The following is an 18,594-nucleotide window of genomic DNA, read 5'->3' as shown; positions in this document are numbered from 1 at the left end:
AGGCTCAGCCCTGAGCCAGCTGGCGACGCAGTTCGGCCAGTACCGGTGCGCTGTCCGGCAATACGCCGCGCCACAGCAGGAAAGCTTCGGCTGCCTGCTCGGCCAGCATGCCCAGACCGTCGAGCGTACGCGCGGCGCCATGCTCGGCGGCCCAGCGGTTGAAGGCGGTCATTTCCTTGCCGTACATCATGTCGTAGCAGACGGTGTGGCCCGGTTTGATGAGGCTCGGCGAAATCGGCGGCAGGTCGCCGGCGAGGCTTGCCGAGGTGCCATTGATGATCAGGTCGACGGGCTCTTCCAGCCAGTCGAAGCCGCTGGCGGACACCGGTCCGAGATCGGCGAACAGTTGAGCCAGCGCCTCGGCCTTCTCCACGGTTCGGTTGGCGATCACCAGGGCTGCCGGCTTCTCGGCCAGCAACGGCTCGATCACACCCCGAGCGGCGCCGCCCGCACCCAACAGGAGGATGCGCTTGCCGGTCAGGTCGAGCCCTGCGTTGCGGGTGAGGTCGCGTACCAGGCCTGCGCCGTCGGTGTTATCGCCGAGCAGGCTGCCATCTTCCAGCCGCTTCAGGGTGTTCACTGCACCGGCGCGCTGGGCGCGGGCACTGAGGCTGCCGGCCAACTGGTAGGCCTGTTCTTTGAAGGGCACGGTAACGTTGCTGCCTTTGCCGGTTTCGAAGAACTGCCGTGCGCAGCCGGTGAAGTCGTCCAGTGGCGCCAGCACGGCTTCATAGGTGAGCAACTGGCCGGTCTGCTCGGCGAACAGGCGGTGAATGAGCGGCGACTTGCTGTGGCCGATGGGGTTGCCGAAGACGCAGTAGCGGTCGGTCACAGCCCTGCCTCCCCGAGCCAGTCGCGGTCTTTCAGGAAGTACTCCGTCAGGCGCGCTTCCTCGCTGCCCGGCTCCGGTTTCCAGTCGTAGCCCCAACGCACGTGCGGCGGCAGCGACATGAGGATGGACTCGGTACGACCACCCGACTGCAGGCCGAACAGGGTGCCGCGATCGAACACCAGGTTGAACTCCACGTAGCGACCACGACGGAAGGCCTGGAATTCGCGCTGCTGCTCGGTGAAGGGAGTGTCCTTGCGCTTTTTCAAGATCGGCAGGTAGGCCTCCAGGTAGGCATCGCCGATGGCGCGCATGAAGGCGAAGCTGGTGTCGAAGTCCCACTGGTTCAGGTCGTCGAAGAACAGACCGCCGATACCGCGCGGCTCGTTGCGGTGCTTGAGGTGGAAGTAGCGGTCGCACCATTCCTTGTAGCGCGGGTACACATCGGCACCGAAGGGCGCGCAGGCGTCGCGGGCCACCTGGTGCCAGAGCACGCAGTCTTCTTCGACGGCGTAATAGGGCGTCAGGTCGAAGCCGCCGCCAAACCACCACACAGGCTCTTCACCTTCTTTCTCTGCGCAGAAGAAGCGCACGTTGGCGTGGGAGGTGGGGATGTGGGGGTTTTCCGGGTGGATGACCAGGGACACGCCGAGGGCCTGGAAGCCCCGGCCAGCCAGCTCCGGACGATGGGCGCTGGCCGACGGTGGCAGGTTGGCGCCGAAGACGTGGGAGAAGTTCACGCCACCCTTCTCGATCAGCGCGCCGTTCTCGATCACCCGGGTACGACCGCCACCACCAGCGGGACGGGTCCAGGCGTCCTCGTAGAAACCGGTCTTGCCATCCTCGGCCGCCAGGGCGGCGCAGATGCGGTCTTGCAAATCGAGCAGATAGGCCTTCACGGCCTCGATACGGTCAGTCACGTGGTCAACCCTGGCAGCGGTTAAGTGGCGGAAAAATGAGCAGGCAAGCATACCACCGCGCGGGGGCCGTCGTGGCTTGACGGGAATCAAGGCGAGGCGTTGGATGGGAGCTTTTCCAACCAGGAGGTTGCCAGCATGGCCAAACGCATCCAGTTCTCCGCCTACGGTGGCCCGGAGGTCCTCGAATATGCGGACTACCAACCGGCGCAACCGGGACCGCAGGAAGTGCGCGTGCGCAACCGCGCCATCGGCTTGAACTTCATCGACACCTACTACCGCAGCGGCCTCTACCCGGCGCCGAACTTTCCCACCAGCCTGGGCACCGAAGGGGCCGGCGAGGTGGAGGCCGTGGGCAGCGCGGTAAGCCAGTTCAAGGTGGGCGACCGGGTCGCCTACGCCACCGGGCCGCTGGGGGCCTACAGCGAGCTGCACGTACTGCCAGCGGAAAAATTGGTCCGTCTGCCTGACAGCATCAGCTTCGAGCAGGCGGCGGCGGTGATGCTCAAGGGGCTGACCGTGCAATACCTGCTGCGCCAGACCTATGAGCTGAAGGGCGGCGAGACCATCCTCTTCCATGCCGCCGCCGGCGGGGTCGGGCAGATCGCCTGCCAATGGGCGCGAGCCCTTGGCGTCAAACTGATCGGCACGGTCAGCTCAGCCGAAAAAGCGTCACTGGCCAAGGCCAACGGCGCCTGGGCGACCATCGACTACAGCCACGAGAACGTGGTGCAAAGGGTGCTGGAGCTCACCGATGGCGCCAAGTGCCCGGTGGTCTACGACTCGGTGGGCAAGGACACCTGGGAAGTCTCGCTGGACTGCGTGGCACCGCGCGGCCTGATGGTGAGCTTCGGCAATGCCTCAGGGCCGGTGACCGGGGTGAACCTGGGCATCCTGGCGCAGAAGGGCTCGCTCTATGTCACCCGGCCGACGCTGTTCGGTTACGCGAGCACACCGCAACGCCTGCAGGCCATGGCGGATGAGCTGTTCGGGCTCATCGCCGACGGCCGCATCACGGTGGAGGTGAGTCAGCGATTCGCCCTGGCCGAGGCGGCGAAGGCACACACCGCCCTCGCCAGCCGCCAGACCACCGGCTCTACCGTGCTTATCCCCTGAGCACGCGCCCGCTGGCCAGGTCGCGGATCACGCTGGGGTTGCGGCGTCCCCCCAGGGCGCCGCCCAGCACTGCGTCCAGGGTGTCGCCGAAGTACTGCTGTACCCGCAGGCGCGAGTAGGCGGAGGGACGACCGGTGGGATTGGCTGACGTGGATATCAATGGCCCGGTGAGGGCGCAAAGGTCACGTACCAATGGGTGATCGCTGACACGCAGGGCAACACTGTCGTGCTGTCCGGTGACCCACTCGGGGAGCAGGTTCTGGTGCGGCACCAGCCAGGTGTTGGGACCGGGCCAGGTGCTGGCGAGCTTGTCGATCCAGGCGTCGGGAAAACCTTCGAGGAGGAAATCGAACTGGCGGATGTTGTCCGCCACCAGGATCAGTCCCTTTTCCACGGGGCGTTCCTTGAGCGCCAGCAGGCGATAAACCGCGTCCTCGTTCCAGGGATCGCAGCCCAGGCCCCACACCGCCTCGGTGGGATAGGCGATCACGCCACCTTCGCGCACGACCCGCGCCACTTGCTGCACTCGCCAACGACTGACCATTCCCCATTCCCCGCAAAACTGGATCGGCAAAGTGTACAGGGCTCAACCTTGGCGATGCACCCAGCAGCCGGCCTCGCGGGCGACGCGCCCCCGCAGTTCCAGGTCGGTGAGTTCGGCGAGCAGGCGCGGCAGCTCCCAGCCGCTGGCCGCGGCCAGCCCTTCGCTGCTGTAGGGGGCAGCGCGCAGCAGGTCGAGCAAGGGATGGGGCTCTATCGCCATGGCTTCGCTTCGCGCATCGGGCGCCATGGCCTGCCAGCCGCGCAATGCTTCGAGGATGTCTTCCACCTTTTCCACCAGCGCCGCGCCTTCGCGAATCAACTGGTGACAACCGCGCGCACCGGGATGGTGGATGGAGCCCGGAATGGCATAGACCTCGCGCCCCTGCTCGGCCGCCAGCCGTGCGGTAATCAGCGAGCCACTGGAGGGACTGGCCTCCACCACCAGTACGCCCAGAGACAAGCCGCTGATGATGCGATTGCGCCGGGGAAAGTTGGACGGCTGAGGCGGGCAGTCCAGCGGTAGTTCGGACACCAGCGCACCTCCTTCTTCGACGATGCGCGCAGCAAGGCCGCGGTGACGGCTGGGGTAGATGCGCTGCAGCCCGGTGCCGAGCACCGCGACAGTCTTGCCTGTGGCTTCCAGCGCGCCCAGGTGGGCGGCGCCGTCGATGCCCAGGGCCAGCCCGCTGGTGATGACGAAGCCACCTCCCGCCAGGCTGCGGGCAAATGCGCGCGCCGTGTCCAGACCCGCCGCAGAAGCCCGGCGACTGCCGACCATGGCCAGTTGCGGACGCTCCAGCAGCGAGGCATCGCCAGCGACATACAGCAGCGGTGGCGTGTTGCCGATCTCGGTCAGCAGGGCCGGGTAACCGGGGTCATCCCAACACAACAGGTGTCGGCCGGGCTGCTCCTGCCAGGCCAGGGCGCGGGCCGCGGCATCACGGATTTCCGGACTGCGCCGAGGGTCGGCGCAACACTCCGGCAGGCCCAGCGATCGCCAGGCAGCGGCCGGCGCACTGAGTGCCGCGGAAGCAGAACCGAAGGCTTCGAGCAGGCGACGAAAACGGGCAGGGCCAAGTTCGGGAAGGTGATGCAGACGCAGGCGAGCTTCCAGCTCGGCGGGGGAGATTGATGGCACGTCGATCAGTCCTTGATCGCGCCGCAACCGCGGCAGAACGGCCATCAATACAACAAGCCCCCGCAGGGCGGGGGCTTGGAGGTGTTACGGGTTGTGTACCTTGTCCAGCACCGCCAGTTGGCGGGTGGCGGCCAGTACCAGGCCGTAGCTGAGCTTGTCGTAGGTGCGGAACACCATCAGCAGGCCGGCACGCTCATCGGGGATCTTGATGAACTCGTCGGTGACGCGGTCGCGCACAGTCTCGCCGGTCTTGTAGACCGCCAGCACGTTGCCTTCCGCCAGGCCATCACGCTTGCCCTTGTTGATGGTGACCACATCGAACTGGCCGATCTGGGTCACGCCGCGCGGTACGTCGAGGATCACGCCACTGACATCACGCTCCGGTGCGCTGGGCATGAAGGTGGAGTTGATCGCGCGTTCCTCGGTGGGGAAGAGGCGGTCGCCCAGGCGGACCTCCTGAGTAGAGCGGGTCAGCTCCAGGGTGCCGATGTCGCCTTCGTCGGCCACCATCTCGCCGCCGCCGATGTCGTCGGCGTTGATGCCGAGGAATTCCTTGGTCTCAGGGTCCACATAGGTCTTGCCCTGGCGGAAGATGCCGTAGACCGGTTGCTCGTGGGAGAAGTTGCCGCGGGCGTAGACGCGGTCACCGGCACCACTGACCACGCGCTCGGCGTTGCCGGCGACGATGTAGGGTGCGGTCTGGAACTGCTCGGGATCGTCGATGATGCGGTTGGTCAGCAGGAAGGCGTTGATCGCCTCCAGCGGAATGGCCGGAATGGCCTCGGCCATCGGCGTGCTGCGCACCTGGGGCGACAGCTTGATGGTGCCGCGTGACGCACCGCGATTCAGCATGAGGCGCGGCTGTCCATCGATGTAGACGAGGCTGAGCACGTCGCCGGGATAGATCAGGTGCGGGTTCTCGATCTGCGGGTTGGCATGCCAGATTTCCGGCCACTTCCACGGCTGACGCAGGAACTTGCCGGAAATATCCCAGAGCGTGTCGCCCTTGACGACGGTATAGCGCTCCGGATGCCCGTCCCTGAGTTCCACCGCAGCCTGGGTCAGGCCACTGGCGGCCAGGAGCAGCAGGGCGAGTAGTGATTTCCTCATGCGGTGAATCCCTTTATTATGTCCGTTCACATGAAACGCCCTGAGAGCCGCCCCAACCGGGCTCTTCAGCCGTTTTTTTATGCTGCTCACCATCTTAGCAGCGGATTTTCAACATATTCCACAAGTGCATCACAAACGCATATGGCGATTCTGAACATTCTCGAATTCCCCGATCCGCGGCTGCGCACCATCGCCAAACCGGTGGCTGTGGTCGACGACTCCATCCGCCAGTTGATCGATGACATGTTCGAAACCATGTACGCCGCCCCGGGTATCGGCCTGGCCGCAACCCAGGTGAACGTCCACAAGCGCGTGGTGGTGATGGACCTGTCGGAAGACAATTCCGAGCCTCGGGTCTTCATCAATCCCGAGTTCGAATCCCTGACCGAGCAGATGGACCAGTACCAGGAAGGCTGCCTCTCGGTACCCGGCTTCTACGAGAATGTCGATCGTCCGCAGAAGGTCCGGATCAAGGCCCTGGACCGCGATGGCCAGCCTTATGAGCTGATCGCCGAGGGCCTGCTCGCCGTGTGCATCCAGCACGAATGCGACCACCTCAACGGCAAGCTGTTCGTCGACTACCTGTCTTCCCTCAAGCGCGACCGCATCAAGAAGAAGCTGGAAAAGCAACATCGCCAGCAGGCTTGATTCCCCCGATACCAAAGGCTTGCCCCGGCAAGCCTTTTCTTTTTGGTGACTTTCACATGACTGAGCCCCTGCGCCTCGTCTTCGCCGGCACCCCGGAGTTCGCCGCGGAGCACCTCAAAGCCCTGCTCGATTCCCGCCACCAGGTCATCGCCGTCTACACCCAGCCGGACCGCCCGGCCGGTCGCGGCCAGAAGCTGATGCCGAGCCCGGTCAAGCAACTGGCGGTCGAACACGGGATTCCGGTGCTGCAACCGCCGACCCTGCGTGATCCGGCCGCCCAGGCCGAGCTCAAGGCCCTTGGCGCCGATCTGATGGTGGTAGTCGCCTACGGCCTGATCCTGCCGCAGGTGGTGCTCGACACGCCGCGCCTGGGCTGCATCAACAGCCACGCCTCGCTGCTGCCTCGCTGGCGTGGCGCCGCGCCGATCCAGCGCGCGGTCCAGGCGGGCGACGCGGAGAGCGGCGTTACCGTGATGCAGATGGAAGCCGGCCTCGACACCGGCCCGATGCTGCTCAAGGTCACCACGCCGATCAGCGCGGAAGACACTGGCGGCAGCCTGCACGACCGCCTCGCACAGCTTGGCCCGCAAGCGGTCCTCGAAGCCCTCGAAGGCCTGGCCGCCGGAACCCTGAAAGGTGAAGTCCAGGACGACGCCCTGGCCAACTATGCGCACAAGCTGAACAAGGATGAGGCGCGCCTCGACTGGAGCCGCCCTGCGGTGGAGCTGGAACTTCTGGTTCGCGCGTTCAATCCCTGGCCCATCTGCCACAGCACCCTCGACGGCGAGCCGCTGAAAGTGCTCGCCGCCGCGCTGGGCGATGGCAAGGGCACGCCCGGGCAGATCCTCGCCGCCAGCAAGGACGGCCTCACCGTAGCCTGTGGCGACGGCGCCCTGCGCTTGACCCGCCTGCAACTGCCCGGCGGCAAACCGCTGAACTTCGCTGACCTGTTCAACAGCCGCCGCGAGCAGTTCGCCGTGGGCAAGGTGCTCGGCGCATGAATCCGCGTCTCGCCGCCGCCCGCGCGCTGGCCGCGGTCCTTTCCGGTAAGGCCTCCTTGGGCAGCAGCCTGCCGCCGCAGCTGGACAAGGTGGACCCACGTGATCGCGCCCTGGCCCAGGATCTGGCCTTCGGTGCCGCGCGCTGGCAACCGCGCCTCTCTGCCCTGGCCGAGCGTCTATTGCAGAAGCCGTTCAAGTCCGCGGACAAGGATGTGGAAGCCCTGCTCCTGGTCGGCCTCTACCAGCTCTTCTACACCCGCATTCCCGCCCATGCTGCCATCGGTGAAACCGTCGGCTGCTCGGACAAGCTGAAGAAACCCTGGGCCAAGGGCCTGCTCAACGCCGTGCTGCGCAACGCCCAGCGCCAGGGCGAGTCGATCTTCGCCGAGCTGGAACGCGACCCGGCAGCGCGTACCGCCCACCCACGCTGGCTACAGAAGGCCCTCAAGGCGGCCTGGCCGGAACACTGGGAGGCTGTCTGCGCGGCGAACAACGCCCATCCGCCGTTGATCCTGCGGGTCAATCGCCGCCATGGCAGCCGCGACGACTATCTGGCCGAGTTGCAGCAAGCCGGGATCGCTGCCGAGCCCTGCGCCTTCAGCCGTGACGGCATCCGCCTCGTCGAAGCCTGCGACGTGAAGACCCTGCCGGGCTTCGCCGAAGGTCGCGTCAGCGTGCAGGACGAAGCCGCCCAACTGGCCGCCGACCTCCTGGAGCTGGCGCCCGGGCAGCGCGTGCTCGACGCCTGCTGCGCGCCCGGTGGCAAGACCTGTCACGTCCTCGAGGCAGAACCCGGTCTCTCCGAAGTGGTGGCTGTCGACCTGGAAGAGAGCCGCCTGGTGCGTGTGCGCGAGAACCTCGCGCGACTCGGCCTGGAAGCCAGGCTGATCGCCGCTGATGGCCGCGATACCGCCGGCTGGTGGGACGGCAAGCCGTTCCAGCGCATCCTCCTCGATGCTCCCTGCTCGGCAACCGGGGTGATCCGTCGGCACCCGGACATCAAGCTGACCCGCAAGGAAGAAGACATCGCCGCGCTCGCCGAACTCCAGGGTGAGCTGCTGGATGCCCTCTGGCCGACTCTGGAAGTCGGTGGCGTGCTGCTCTATGCCACCTGCTCCACGCTGCCACGGGAGAACAGCGATAACATCGCCGCCTTCCTCGCCCGCACCCCTGGCGCCCGCGAGCTGGACATCCCCGGACCGTTCGGATTGAAACAACCCCACGGCCGCCAATTGCTGGCGCAGGAAGACGGCCATGACGGTTTCTACTATGCCAAGCTGATCAAGATCGCCGCTTCAGCACGCGGCTAACGGAGTTAGCAGTGAAGATCATCATTCTCGGCGCGGGGCAGGTTGGTGGCACCTTGGCAGAGCACCTTTCGGGCGAAGCCAACGACATCACCGTGGTCGACACCGATGGCGACCGCCTGCGCGACCTCGGCGACCGACTCGACATCCGTACCGTGCAAGGCCGTGGCTCCTTCCCCACCGTGCTGCGCCAGGCTGGCGCCGACGATGCCGACATGCTGGTGGCGGTGACCAACAGTGACGAGGTGAACATGGTCGCCTGCCAGGTGGCCTACACGCTGTTCCACACTCCCACCAAGATCGCCCGGGTACGCGAAGCGGCCTATCTCACCCGTGCTGGCCTCTTCGATAACGAAGCCATCCCGGTGGACGTGCTGATCAGCCCGGAACAAGTGGTGACCAACTACATCAAGCGCCTGATCGAGTACCCCGGTGCGCTGCAGGTGATCGACTTCGCCGAGGGCAAGGCCCAGCTGGTGGGGGTCAAGGCCTATTACGGCGGTCCGCTGGTGGGCCAGGAGCTGCGCCAGATCCGCGAGCACATGCCCAACGTGGACACCCGCGTGGCCGCCATCTTCCGTCGCAATCGGCCGATCCTGCCCAAGGGCGATACCGTGATCGAGGCCGACGACGAAGTCTTCTTCATCGCCGCCAAGGCTCACATCCGCGCGGTGATGAGCGAGCTGCGGCGTCTGGAAGACAGCTACAAGCGCGTGGTCATCGCGGGCGGCGGACATATCGGCGAGCGCCTCGCCGAGGCCATCGAAAGCCGCTACCAGGTGAAGATCATCGAGATGAACCCGGCGCGCTGCCGTCACCTCTCGGAAGTCCTCGACAGCACCATCGTGCTCCAGGGCAGCGCCTCCGACCGCGATCTGCTGGTGGAAGAGAACATCAACGACGCCGACATCTTCCTCGCGCTGACCAACGACGACGAGGCCAACATCATGTCCTCGCTGCTGGCCAAGCGCCTGGGCGCGCGCAAGGTGATGACCATCATCAACAACCCGGCCTACGTGGACCTGGTACAGGGCGGCGACATCGACATCGCCATCAGCCCCCAGCTGGCCACCATCGGCACCCTGCTGACCCACGTGCGTCGCGGCGACATCGTCAGCGTGCACTCCCTGCGCCGTGGCGCAGCGGAGGCCATCGAAGCCATCGCCCACGGCGACGCGAAGTCGAGCAAGGTGGTGGGCAAGATGATCGAGGACATCGCCCTGCCGCCCGGCACCACCATCGGCGCCATCATCCGTGACGAGGAAGTGCTGATCGCCCACGACGACACCATCATCGAGTCGGGCGACCATGTGATCCTGTTCCTCGTGGACAAGAAGTACATCCGCGACGCCGAGCGGTTGTTCCAGGTGGGCCTGACCTTCTTCTAAAGGGAGCACCCCATGCTCGAAGGATTGGAAAAGATGCTGGCCAAGGGCGTGGACAACGCCCTGCTGCGCTTTGGCCTGGGCAAGGGCTACCTCGACTAGGGCGATGCGGCGCGGGCCGCCGAGCACCTGCGCCGTTGCGTCGAGCAGGACCCCAAGTACTCTGCCGCCTGGAAGCTGCTGGGCAAGGCCCTGGAAGCTGACGGCGACCTCGCCGCCGCCCGCGCCGCCTGGACCGAAGGCCTCGCGGCCGCCCAGGCCCATGGCGACAAGCAGGCAGAGAAGGAGATGACGGTGTTCCTCAAGCGCCTGGACAAGCGCGGCGGCTCGCCGGTCTGATCAATTCATCAAGGTCAAAATGACTCGATGCCGGGTCCAAGTGACTCTTCCCGTGAAAGTCATTTTGACAGCCTTATCCAATAAATCATTGATTTATAAAGCCTGAATTCCTGGCCCGTTTCTTGTTCCTGTAAAGCACGTCGTGGTGTTGCCACGTCGGCCTCTTACAGAAACAGGAACCTGCCATGCCACAACACGAATTCGAGAATCGCCTTGCGGTCGTCACCGGTGCCAGCTCCGGGATCGGCCTTGCCGTTGTAGAGCGCCTGCTGGAGCATGGCGCCCGGGTCCTGGCGATGAGCCGGCGACCGGGAGAACTCCACGGGCTACAAGCGCGCTTCGGCGAGCAGCTGCATTGGCAAGCCGGCGACGTTACCCAAGCCAGTGATCTGACCGCGCTGGCGCAGACGGCGCGCGACCTCGGTCCCATCCACTACCTGGTGCCCAATGCCGGGATCGCCCGCCTCGCAGACGGGCTGGATGCCACTGCGTTCGACCCGCAATGGGCGGTCAATGGCGCGGGTGCCATCGACACGCTGGCGGCGTTGAACGGCGACTTGGTGCCGTCTGCCTCGGTGGTGTTCATCGGCACCTTCCTTTCAGGGGTGAGTTTTCCCGGTCTCGCCGCCTACATTGCCTCGAAGGCCGCGTTGAAAGCGCACATGCGCACCCTCGCGGTGGAACTGGCACCCCGTGGCGTACGCCTGAACATGGTGTCGCCCGGCCCGACCGCCACGCCCATCTGGTCCAGCCTGGGACTGGCAGACGACGAGCTCTCCGCAGTAGCCGATAGCGTCAACCAACGCTTGCTCGGTGGTCGCTTCCTCGAACCCGGTGCCGTGGCCGATGCCATCCTCTTCCTGCTCTCGCAGGCTGCACGCGGCGTCCACGGCCAGGACCTGGTCGTCGACAGCGGTTACACCTTGCGCTGAATGCAGATGGCCCCGTCGCACAAAGTCGACGGGGCCAGCGGTTCACTCTCCCCGCAGATAGCTCAGGGTCTGCTCGGTGCTCCACAGCGCATTGGCGATGTAGCGGTAGTTGATCAATGCGGCCAGGTAGCCGTCACCCTCGGGCGTCGTCGGGCCTGCGGTGGCATCGCGCACCACCGCCACTTCGAAGCCCAGTTCCAGCAGTTCGCGCAGGTGGGATTCCACGCACAGATTGGCGGCCATGCCGGCGAGGATGATCTGCGACACACCGTGCTTGCGCAGCTGCAACGCCAGGTCGTTGGTCTCCGGGCCGTAGACCTTGTGGGGGGACGCGATGATGGTCTTGCCATCGAGGATGAAAGGCTTGTACTCGGGCAGGAAGTCCGCGCCGGAGTTCTCGAAACCTTCCAGGCTCAATGGCCCCTTGCGGTCGAACATGCAGATACTGTGCATGACCTTCTCCAGCGGCCCGCCGAAGTGCCACTCGTGGTCGCAGGGGTAGTAATAGTGCGGCGACACGGCAACGGTGATGCCGGCCTCCTTGGCAGCGGCGAACAGCTGGCCGATATGCCGAACCGTATCGTGCTCGGTGATGCTCTTGCCGAATACGCTCCAGCTCACCCCTTCGGGGCTGAGGAAATCGATTTGCGGGTCAATCACTACCAGCGCGGCGCGGGACAGGTCCAGGCGCATGCCCGGGTTGGGCAGTGCAGGCTCGGCCGGGTCGTTGTAGGCCGTGGAGGGGCGGGAAGGTTCATGGCTCATTTCGATGGACTCCTGCGGGCGGGATGAAATCACGGATTGCCGTGGCAGCCCGGCCCGGGGCTGACTACCATCGGCGTGATTGCATCCTATGGCCGCGCCCTCCGCGGCTTTTGCCAGGACGTACAGGATCTTTGCCAGGTTGTCTCCGATGGATGTCCTTTCCGAATTCTTCGAGCGCACCAGCCTCCAGGGGCGGCTGTTCTTCGCCGGCCGCGTGGACGGAGCGCTGGTGCTCGACAAGCCGCCGGGTATGGCGTTCATCCACCTGGTGGAGCGGGGCGGCATCGACATGGTCCAGCCAGGACTGCCGAAGGTATCGATCAGCGAACCCAGCGTGCTGTTCTGCCCCAGCAGCTGCCGTTATCAGTTGCGCTCCAACTCCATCGAGGGGGCCGAGCTGATCTGTGCTTCTTTCCAGTTCAGCCGTGGTCTGGTCCAGCCGTTTCCCCTCGGACTGGAAGAAACCCTGGTGTTTCCTCTGGACGCGCTGGGCCATGCGTTACCAGTGATCCGCACCCTGGTAGGCGAGTTCCAGGGCGCGGCGCCCGGCAGGGCCAAGGCCCTCAATCTGTTGTTCGAATACCTGTTCGTGCTGTTGGTACGGCGGGCGGTCGAGGACGGTCGGATTTCCGGGGGCCTGCTCTACGCCCTGCAGGATGGCCGGCTGGGGGCCGTACTCAGCCAGATTCACCGAGAACCGGAAGAGGAATGGAGCGTGGAGCGCATGGCGAACCTGGCGCTGATGTCCCGTTCGAAATTCTCCGCCTGCTTCAATCAGATCCTGGGGACATCGCCCATGGCCTATCTCACCGCCTGGCGCATGAAGACGGCGCAGGATCTGCTGCGTGAAGGGGTTCAGATCAAGGTGGTGGCCAACGCGGTGGGTTACAGCTCGCAGGCATCGTTCTCCCGGACCTTTGCGAGCCTGGTGGGTTGCCCACCCGCGGAATGGATCAGGACGGTGGCGAAGGGCGAGGTAGAGGTGACCGCGCGGGTTTGTCCTACTGTTCCGCCTGAGCCCTGATCAGGACTCCATGAAACGCAGGCCCGCGCCCTCGGCATCCACTCGCATCACTTCCATTTCCAGGATGGGTGCTTCGATCGGCAGGTCCTGGACCTGGCCGCGTACGATACTGCCGACTGTCAGAGCAGCCAGATCGGGATGACGGACATAGACGCCGCCATCGGAGAGATCGCGGGTCTGGGCAACCAGCTCACCAAAGCTCGGGTGGCTGATCTTGATCCTGCACTTCATCGGAGTTCGGGGAAATTGCCGCTGGTTCGCCATGGGATCGCATCATCCTGAGCCGGTGAGCTGCCGACGTTAACGGTGTATCAGATCTGGAACAACCCTCACCCGGCCAGAAAAAAGGCGCCTTCCGGCGCCTTTCTGCTCAATACCACTTCTTCTCGCCTTCGGGGCGTTTCTTGAAGCGCTTCATGCTCCACATGTACTGGGTCGGGTAGGCCCGCACGTACCTTTCCACCACCTGGCTCATGGCGGCGACGCCTTCTTCGACGTTCTCGCTGTACATGCCTTCGGGCGCGGCTTCGAGGATCACCTTGAAGCCCGAACCATCGGGCAGGCGCAGGGCATGCAGGAATACGCCGCGCGCCTTGCCGCCAGCCAGCATGCCGGGAACGAACTTGCTGGTCAGCGCCTGGGTGCCGAGGAAGGGCACGAAGACGCCAGCCGAGAGGCTCGGTTCAGGGTCGGCGGGGATGCCCACGGCGCCGCCCTTGCGCACTTCCTTGATGACACTGAGGATGCCTTCCTTGGTGGAAGGCGCCACACGGTTACCCAACTGCACTCGTTGCTTCTGCAGCAGCTCGTCCACCGCCTTCAGCTTCGGCGGGCGGTAGAAGATGATGGGTTTGCACTGGGCGCAGTAGAAGTGGTTGAGCACTTCCCAGTTGCCCAGGTGGCTGGTGATACCCACCACGCCCTTGCCACTGGCCAGGGCCTCGTGCAGCACATCGAGGCCTTCCACTTCGCGTACCAGTCCGATGGACTTCTCCGCCGGCCAGATCCAGGCGCAGGCGCTTTCGGTGAAGGTCCGGCCGATATCCTTCAGGCTCTGACCAACGCGCTGCTCCAGTTCCGCCGGCGACCATTCGGGGAAGCACTTGGACAGGTTGATCCGCACCACATCGCGGGAACGGTTCGGCAGCTTCCACATCAGCCAGCCAATGGTCGCGCCAACCGCTTGCACGGCACGCCAGGGCAACATCGCGAAGAGGCGCAGGAAGCCGACAATCAGCGCACCTTTCAACTTATCCACAGGCAACTCCAGGACGTTCGAAAGCGCGCATTCTACCCTCGCACCGGATCACAGGGTCAGCTCGCGATAACGGTCGCAGTCCGTGGTGTGATCCATGACCATGCCGGCGGCCTGCATGAAGGCGTAGCAGATGGTCGGGCCGACGAAGGTGAAGCCGGCTTTCTTCAACGCCTTGCTCATGGCCTCCGCCTCGGGTGTGACCGCCGGCACCTGGCCACGCGCGCTGAAGTGGTTGACCTTGGGTTTGCCGCCGACGAAGGACCAGAGCAGCTTCACCGGGTCTTCCTGGCGCAGCCATGCCTGGGCGTTCTGCCGGGCTGCCTTGAGCTTGAGGAAGTTACGGATGATGCCCGGGTCCTGCATCAGCTTCTCGATCTCCTCGTCACTCATCACCGCCAGGCGCTGCGGATCGAAACCGAACAGAACCTCGCGGTAGCGCTCGCGCTTCTTCAGTACGGTGATCCAGGACAGGCCGGCCTGGAAGCCTTCCAGCAGGAGGAGTTCGAAAAGCGCCGCAGAGTCCTTCAGCGGTACGCCCCATTCGGTGTCGTGGTAGGCGATGTAGAGGGGGTCGTCATTGCACCAGAAGCAGCGTGGCATAAGGCTTTCCATGCGGTTGCGGCGGGGTCGGATCGGGTATACTCCGGCATTTTCCGTCGAAGACCCAGCACAGGTGAAATTCGTGAGCCAGACTACGCCCGCCGTGCGCACCTTCCAAGACCTGATCCTCGCCCTGCAGCAGTACTGGGCCGAGCAGGGCTGCGTGGTGCTCCAGCCCTACGACATGGAAGTGGGCGCCGGTACTTTCCACACCGCCACCTTCCTCCGCGCCATCGGCCCGGAGACCTGGAACGCCGCCTACGTGCAGCCGTCCCGCCGTCCGACCGACGGCCGCTACGGCGAGAACCCCAACCGCCTGCAGCACTACTACCAGTTCCAGGTGGTCCTCAAGCCCAACCCGGAGAACTTCCAGGAGCTGTACCTCGGCTCGCTGAAAGCCATCGGGGTCGACCCGCTGGTGCATGACATCCGCTTCGTCGAAGACAACTGGGAATCGCCGACCCTTGGCGCCTGGGGCCTGGGTTGGGAAATCTGGCTGAACGGCATGGAAGTCACCCAGTTCACCTACTTCCAGCAGGTCGGTGGCATCGAGTGCTACCCGGTGACCGGCGAAATCACCTACGGTCTCGAGCGCCTGGCCATGTACATCCAGGGCGTCGACTCGGTGTATGACCTGATCTGGGCCGACGGCCCCTTCGGCAAGGTCACCTATGGCGACGTGTTCCACCAGAACGAAGTGGAGCAATCGACCTACAACTTCGAGCACGCCAACGTCGAGAAGCTGTTCGAGCTGTTCGACTTCTACGAGAGCGAAGCGAACCGCCTCATCGAGCTGCAGCTGCCGCTGCCGACCTACGAGATGGTCCTCAAGGCCTCCCACACCTTCAACCTGCTGGACGCCCGCCGCGCCATCTCGGTGACCGAGCGCCAGCGCTACATCCTGCGCGTGCGCACCCTGGCCCGCGCCGTGGCGCAAAGCTACCTGCAGGCGCGCGCGCGTCTCGGCTTCCCCATGGCCACTCCCGAACTGCGTGACGAAGTACTGGCCAAGCTGGAGGCTCAAGAATGAGTGCACAAGATTTCCTGGTAGAGCTGGGCACCGAAGAGCTGCCTCCCAAGGCCCTGAAATCCCTGGGTGACGCCTTCCTCGGCGGCATCGAGCAAGGCCTCAAGGCCGCCGGCCTGGGCTATGCCAAGGCCCAGGTATTCGCCGCCCCGCGCCGTCTGGCCGTGCTGGTGGAGCAACTGGCGACCCAGCAACCCGATCGCAGCATCAACCTCGACGGTCCGCCGATCCAGGCCGCCTTCGATGCCGAAGGCAAGCCGACCCAGGCGGCACTGGGCTTCGCCCGCAAGTGCGGTGTTGACCTGGAGCAGATCGACAAGAGCGGTCCGAAACTGAAGTTCAGCCAGTCCATCCCCGGCCAGCCGGCCGCAGGCTTGCTGCCCGGTATCGTCGAAACCTCGCTGGCTGCCCTGCCGATTCCGAAGCGCATGCGCTGGGCCGCTCGCCGCGAAGAGTTCGTGCGTCCGACCCAGTGGCTGGTCATGCTGTTCGGCGACGACGTGGTGGATTGCGAGATCCTCACCCGGAAGGCCGGTCGTGAATCCCGTGGCCACCGCTTCCACAACCCGGACAACATCCGCATCAGCAAGCCTTCCACCTACCTGGAAGACCTGCGCAGCGCCCACGTGCTGGCCGACTTCGCCGAACGCCGCGAGATCATCGCCAAGCGTGTCGCCGAACTGGCTGCCGAACAGAACGGCACTGCCGTGGTGCCCGCCGACCTGCTGGACGAAGTGACTGCCCTGGTCGAGTGGCCGGTGCCGCTGGTGTGCTCCTTCGAGGAGCGCTTCCTCGCCGTGCCCCAGGAAGCCCTGATTTCCACCATGCAGGACAACCAGAAGTACTTCTGCCTGCTGGATACCAACGGCAAGCTGCTGCCGCGCTTCATCACCGTAGCCAACGTGGTCAGCAAGGACCCGGCGCAGATCGTATCCGGTAACGAGAAAGTGGTTCGCCCGCGCCTCACCGACGCCGAGTTCTTCTTCAAGCAGGACAAGAAGCAGAAGCTCGAAGTCTTCAACGAGCGCCTGAAGAACGTGGTGTTCCAGGCCCAGCTCGGTACCGTCTACGAGAAAGCCGAACGCGTATCCCGCCTCGCGGGTTTCGTGGCCGAGCAGATCGGCGCCGATCCGGCCCGCGCTGCGCGCGCCGGCATCCTCGCCAAGTGCGACCTGGCTACCGAAATGGTCGGCGAATTCCCGGAAATGCAGGGCATCGCTGGCTACTACTACGCGACCAACGACGGTGAGCCGGAAGACGTCGCCAAGGCGCTGAACGAGCAGTACATGCCCCGTGGCGCTGGCGCCGAGCTGCCGCAGACCCTCACCGGTGCCGCCGTTGCCGTGGCTGACAAGCTGGACACCCTGGTGGGTATCTTCGGCATCGGCATGCTTCCCACCGGCAGCAAGGACCCCTTCGCCCTGCGTCGTCAGGCCCTGGGCGTCCTGCGCATCCTGATCGAGAAGCAGCTGAACCTCGACCTCGCGGCAGCCGTCGCCTTCGCCATCGACCTCTACGGTTCCAAGGTGAAATCCGAGGGTCTTGCCGAGCAGGTGCTGGAGTTCGTCTTCGACCGCCTGCGCGCCCGCTACGAGGACGAAGGCGTGGACGTCGCCGTCTACCTGTCGGTACGCGCTGTGCAGCCGTCCTCGGCATTGGATTTCGACCAGCGCGTGCAGGCCGTCCAGGCCTTCCGCAAGCTGCCGGAAGCCGCTGCCCTGGCCGCCGCCAACAAGCGCGTGTCCAACCTGCTGAGCAAGGCGGAAGGCAATGTTCCCGGCAGCGTCGACAACGCCCTGCTGCAGGAAGCCGCCGAGCAAGCCCTGGCCAAGGCCGTGGGCGACGCCGAGCAGGCCCTGGCGAACGCCGGCAGCTACCGCGAAACCCTGGAGCGCCTGGCCAGCCTGCGCGAGCCGGTGGACAGCTTCTTCGAAGCGGTACTGGTCAACGCCGAAGACGCCGCCGTACGCAGCAACCGCTATGCCCTGCTGGCCAAGCTGCGCGGCCTGTTCCTGGGCGTGGCTGACATTTCGGTATTGGGCTAAGTGATAGCGCGCGCCTGACCCAAGGCAGAGCACTTCGGGTCAGGCGCGGCGTTCAGGCGTCGTTCATGAAATTACTCATTCTCGACCGCGATGGAGTCATCAACGAAGACTCCGACGCGTACATCAAATCGCTCGAGGAGTGGATCCCCATTCCCAGCGCCATCGCCGCCATCGCGCGCCTGAGCAAGGCCGGCTGGACCGTTGCCGTGGCCACCAATCAATCCGGCATCGCCCGCGGCTATTACGACCTCGCGACGCTGGAGTCGATGCATGCGCGGTTGCGCGAGATGGTGGCAGAGCAGGGCGGCGAATTGGGCGTGATCGAGTACTGCCCGCATGGCCCGAACGACGGCTGTGATTGCCGCAAACCGCAGCCCGGCATGCTCAGGCGCATCGCTGCGCACTATGGCGTGGGCCTTGCTGGCATCTGGTTCGTCGGCGACAGCAGTGGTGACCTGGAAGCCGCGCGGGCCGTCGATTGTCAGCCCGTTCTGGTGAAGACCGGCAAGGGCGAACGAACCCTGGCCAAGCAATTGCCAGCGGGCACCCTGGTATTCGACGATCTGGCGGCAGTCGCCACACATCTACTTCAGTAAGGTCAACAGCTCCC

Annotated in this window: 19 protein-coding genes and 1 pseudogene; 11 read left to right on the top strand and 9 right to left on the bottom strand. The window is 65.0% G+C overall.

Features of this window, described 5'->3' with window-relative positions:
* Positions 1 to 4: 4 nt before the first annotated feature.
* The gene (gene aroE, locus DM872_RS22385) at positions 5 to 832 is read right to left on the bottom strand and encodes a shikimate dehydrogenase (RefSeq protein WP_179061482.1); all 828 of its coding nucleotides are present in this window, start codon (positions 830 to 832) and stop codon (positions 5 to 7) included.
* Positions 829 to 1,749 carry an oxygen-dependent coproporphyrinogen oxidase gene (gene hemF / locus DM872_RS22380; RefSeq protein ID WP_077527528.1) on the bottom strand — a complete coding sequence of 307 codons (921 nt, stop codon included), beginning with the start codon at positions 1,747 to 1,749 and terminating at the stop codon, positions 829 to 831. Before hemF ends, aroE begins: the two co-directional genes overlap by 4 nt.
* Before the next feature lie 135 nt (positions 1,750 to 1,884).
* On the opposite strand from hemF, the gene DM872_RS22375 reads away from it, so the two are divergent.
* The gene (locus DM872_RS22375) at positions 1,885 to 2,862 is read left to right on the top strand and encodes an NADPH:quinone reductase (RefSeq protein WP_179061481.1); all 978 of its coding nucleotides are present in this window, start codon (positions 1,885 to 1,887) and stop codon (positions 2,860 to 2,862) included.
* Here the strand turns inward: DM872_RS22375 and DM872_RS22370 are convergent.
* From DM872_RS22370 to DM872_RS22360, 3 genes are all read right to left on the bottom strand, one after another.
* Entirely contained in the window at positions 2,852 to 3,406 is a 555-nt protein-coding gene (locus DM872_RS22370; RefSeq protein WP_077527526.1) for an L-threonylcarbamoyladenylate synthase, read from the bottom strand. The genes DM872_RS22375 and DM872_RS22370 overlap by 11 nt on opposite strands.
* Positions 3,407 to 3,448: 42 nt before the next feature.
* On the bottom strand, positions 3,449 to 4,543 hold the full coding sequence (gene dprA, locus DM872_RS22365; RefSeq protein ID WP_179061480.1) for a DNA-processing protein DprA: 1,095 nt from the start codon (positions 4,541 to 4,543) through the stop codon (positions 3,449 to 3,451).
* Between the two features lie 84 nt (positions 4,544 to 4,627).
* Positions 4,628 to 5,653, bottom strand: a complete 1,026-nt coding sequence (locus DM872_RS22360) for a LysM peptidoglycan-binding domain-containing protein (RefSeq protein ID WP_179061479.1) — start codon at positions 5,651 to 5,653, stop codon at positions 4,628 to 4,630.
* A gap of 141 nt (positions 5,654 to 5,794) precedes the next feature.
* Between DM872_RS22360 and def the strand changes: the two genes are divergently transcribed.
* The 6 genes and pseudogenes from def (at position 5,795) to DM872_RS22330 (ending at position 11,265) form a co-directional block, all read left to right on the top strand.
* Positions 5,795 to 6,301: a peptide deformylase gene (gene def / locus DM872_RS22355; RefSeq protein ID WP_179061478.1), complete on the top strand. Its 507-nt coding sequence runs from the start codon at positions 5,795 to 5,797 to the stop codon at positions 6,299 to 6,301.
* 56 nt (positions 6,302 to 6,357) lie between these two features.
* Positions 6,358 to 7,302 carry a methionyl-tRNA formyltransferase gene (gene fmt, locus DM872_RS22350; RefSeq protein ID WP_179061477.1) on the top strand — a complete coding sequence of 315 codons (945 nt, stop codon included), beginning with the start codon at positions 6,358 to 6,360 and terminating at the stop codon, positions 7,300 to 7,302.
* Entirely contained in the window at positions 7,299 to 8,612 is a 1,314-nt protein-coding gene (rsmB, locus tag DM872_RS22345; RefSeq protein ID WP_179061476.1) for a 16S rRNA (cytosine(967)-C(5))-methyltransferase RsmB, read from the top strand. Before fmt ends, rsmB begins: the two co-directional genes overlap by 4 nt.
* 11 nt (positions 8,613 to 8,623) lie before the next feature.
* Positions 8,624 to 9,997 carry a Trk system potassium transporter TrkA gene (gene trkA, locus DM872_RS22340; protein ID WP_077527520.1) on the top strand — a complete coding sequence of 458 codons (1,374 nt, stop codon included), beginning with the start codon at positions 8,624 to 8,626 and terminating at the stop codon, positions 9,995 to 9,997.
* Between the two features lie 12 nt (positions 9,998 to 10,009).
* Positions 10,010 to 10,333: pseudogene (locus DM872_RS22335) on the top strand (tetratricopeptide repeat protein).
* A gap of 185 nt (positions 10,334 to 10,518) precedes the next feature.
* Positions 10,519 to 11,265: an SDR family NAD(P)-dependent oxidoreductase gene (locus tag DM872_RS22330; RefSeq protein WP_179061475.1), complete on the top strand. Its 747-nt coding sequence runs from the start codon at positions 10,519 to 10,521 to the stop codon at positions 11,263 to 11,265.
* A gap of 42 nt (positions 11,266 to 11,307) precedes the next feature.
* Here the strand turns inward: DM872_RS22330 and DM872_RS22325 are convergent, their stop codons facing one another.
* The gene (locus DM872_RS22325) at positions 11,308 to 12,030 is read right to left on the bottom strand and encodes a cysteine hydrolase family protein (RefSeq protein WP_179061474.1); all 723 of its coding nucleotides are present in this window, start codon (positions 12,028 to 12,030) and stop codon (positions 11,308 to 11,310) included.
* A gap of 148 nt (positions 12,031 to 12,178) precedes the next feature.
* Between DM872_RS22325 and DM872_RS22320 the strand changes: the two genes are divergently transcribed.
* Complete coding sequence (locus tag DM872_RS22320) at positions 12,179 to 13,054, top strand: helix-turn-helix transcriptional regulator (RefSeq protein WP_179061473.1); 876 nt, start codon at positions 12,179 to 12,181, stop codon at positions 13,052 to 13,054.
* Here the strand turns inward: DM872_RS22320 and DM872_RS22315 are convergent, their stop codons facing one another.
* The 3 genes from DM872_RS22315 to DM872_RS22305 form a co-directional block, all read right to left on the bottom strand.
* Positions 13,055 to 13,318 carry a PilZ domain-containing protein gene (locus tag DM872_RS22315; RefSeq protein ID WP_077527516.1) on the bottom strand — a complete coding sequence of 88 codons (264 nt, stop codon included), beginning with the start codon at positions 13,316 to 13,318 and terminating at the stop codon, positions 13,055 to 13,057.
* A 106-nt stretch (positions 13,319 to 13,424) separates the two neighbouring features.
* The gene (locus DM872_RS22310; protein ID WP_179061472.1) at positions 13,425 to 14,312 is read right to left on the bottom strand and encodes a lysophospholipid acyltransferase; all 888 of its coding nucleotides are present in this window, start codon (positions 14,310 to 14,312) and stop codon (positions 13,425 to 13,427) included.
* Positions 14,313 to 14,360: 48 nt separating this feature from the next.
* Positions 14,361 to 14,912, bottom strand: a complete 552-nt coding sequence (locus DM872_RS22305; RefSeq protein WP_179061471.1) for a DNA-3-methyladenine glycosylase I — start codon at positions 14,910 to 14,912, stop codon at positions 14,361 to 14,363.
* A gap of 82 nt (positions 14,913 to 14,994) precedes the next feature.
* On the opposite strand from DM872_RS22305, the gene glyQ reads away from it, so the two are divergent.
* The 3 genes from glyQ (at position 14,995) to gmhB (ending at position 18,580) form a co-directional block, all read left to right on the top strand.
* Positions 14,995 to 15,942 (top strand): glycine--tRNA ligase subunit alpha, encoded by a 948-nt coding sequence (gene glyQ / locus DM872_RS22300; RefSeq protein ID WP_179061470.1) that lies wholly within the window; start codon positions 14,995 to 14,997, stop codon positions 15,940 to 15,942.
* Entirely contained in the window at positions 15,939 to 17,984 is a 2,046-nt protein-coding gene (gene glyS, locus DM872_RS22295; protein ID WP_179061469.1) for a glycine--tRNA ligase subunit beta, read from the top strand. Before glyQ ends, glyS begins: the two co-directional genes overlap by 4 nt.
* 65 nt (positions 17,985 to 18,049) lie before the next feature.
* The gene (gmhB, locus tag DM872_RS22290; protein ID WP_179061468.1) at positions 18,050 to 18,580 is read left to right on the top strand and encodes a D-glycero-beta-D-manno-heptose 1,7-bisphosphate 7-phosphatase; all 531 of its coding nucleotides are present in this window, start codon (positions 18,050 to 18,052) and stop codon (positions 18,578 to 18,580) included.
* The last annotated feature ends 14 nt before the right edge of the window (positions 18,581 to 18,594 follow it).

Source organism: Pseudomonas taiwanensis (genome assembly GCF_013393345.1).
GTDB lineage: Bacteria > Pseudomonadota > Gammaproteobacteria > Pseudomonadales > Pseudomonadaceae > Metapseudomonas > Metapseudomonas resinovorans_C.
The sequence above is the reverse complement of the archived record's forward strand: the minus strand, read 5'-3'. Positions and strand labels throughout refer to the sequence as shown.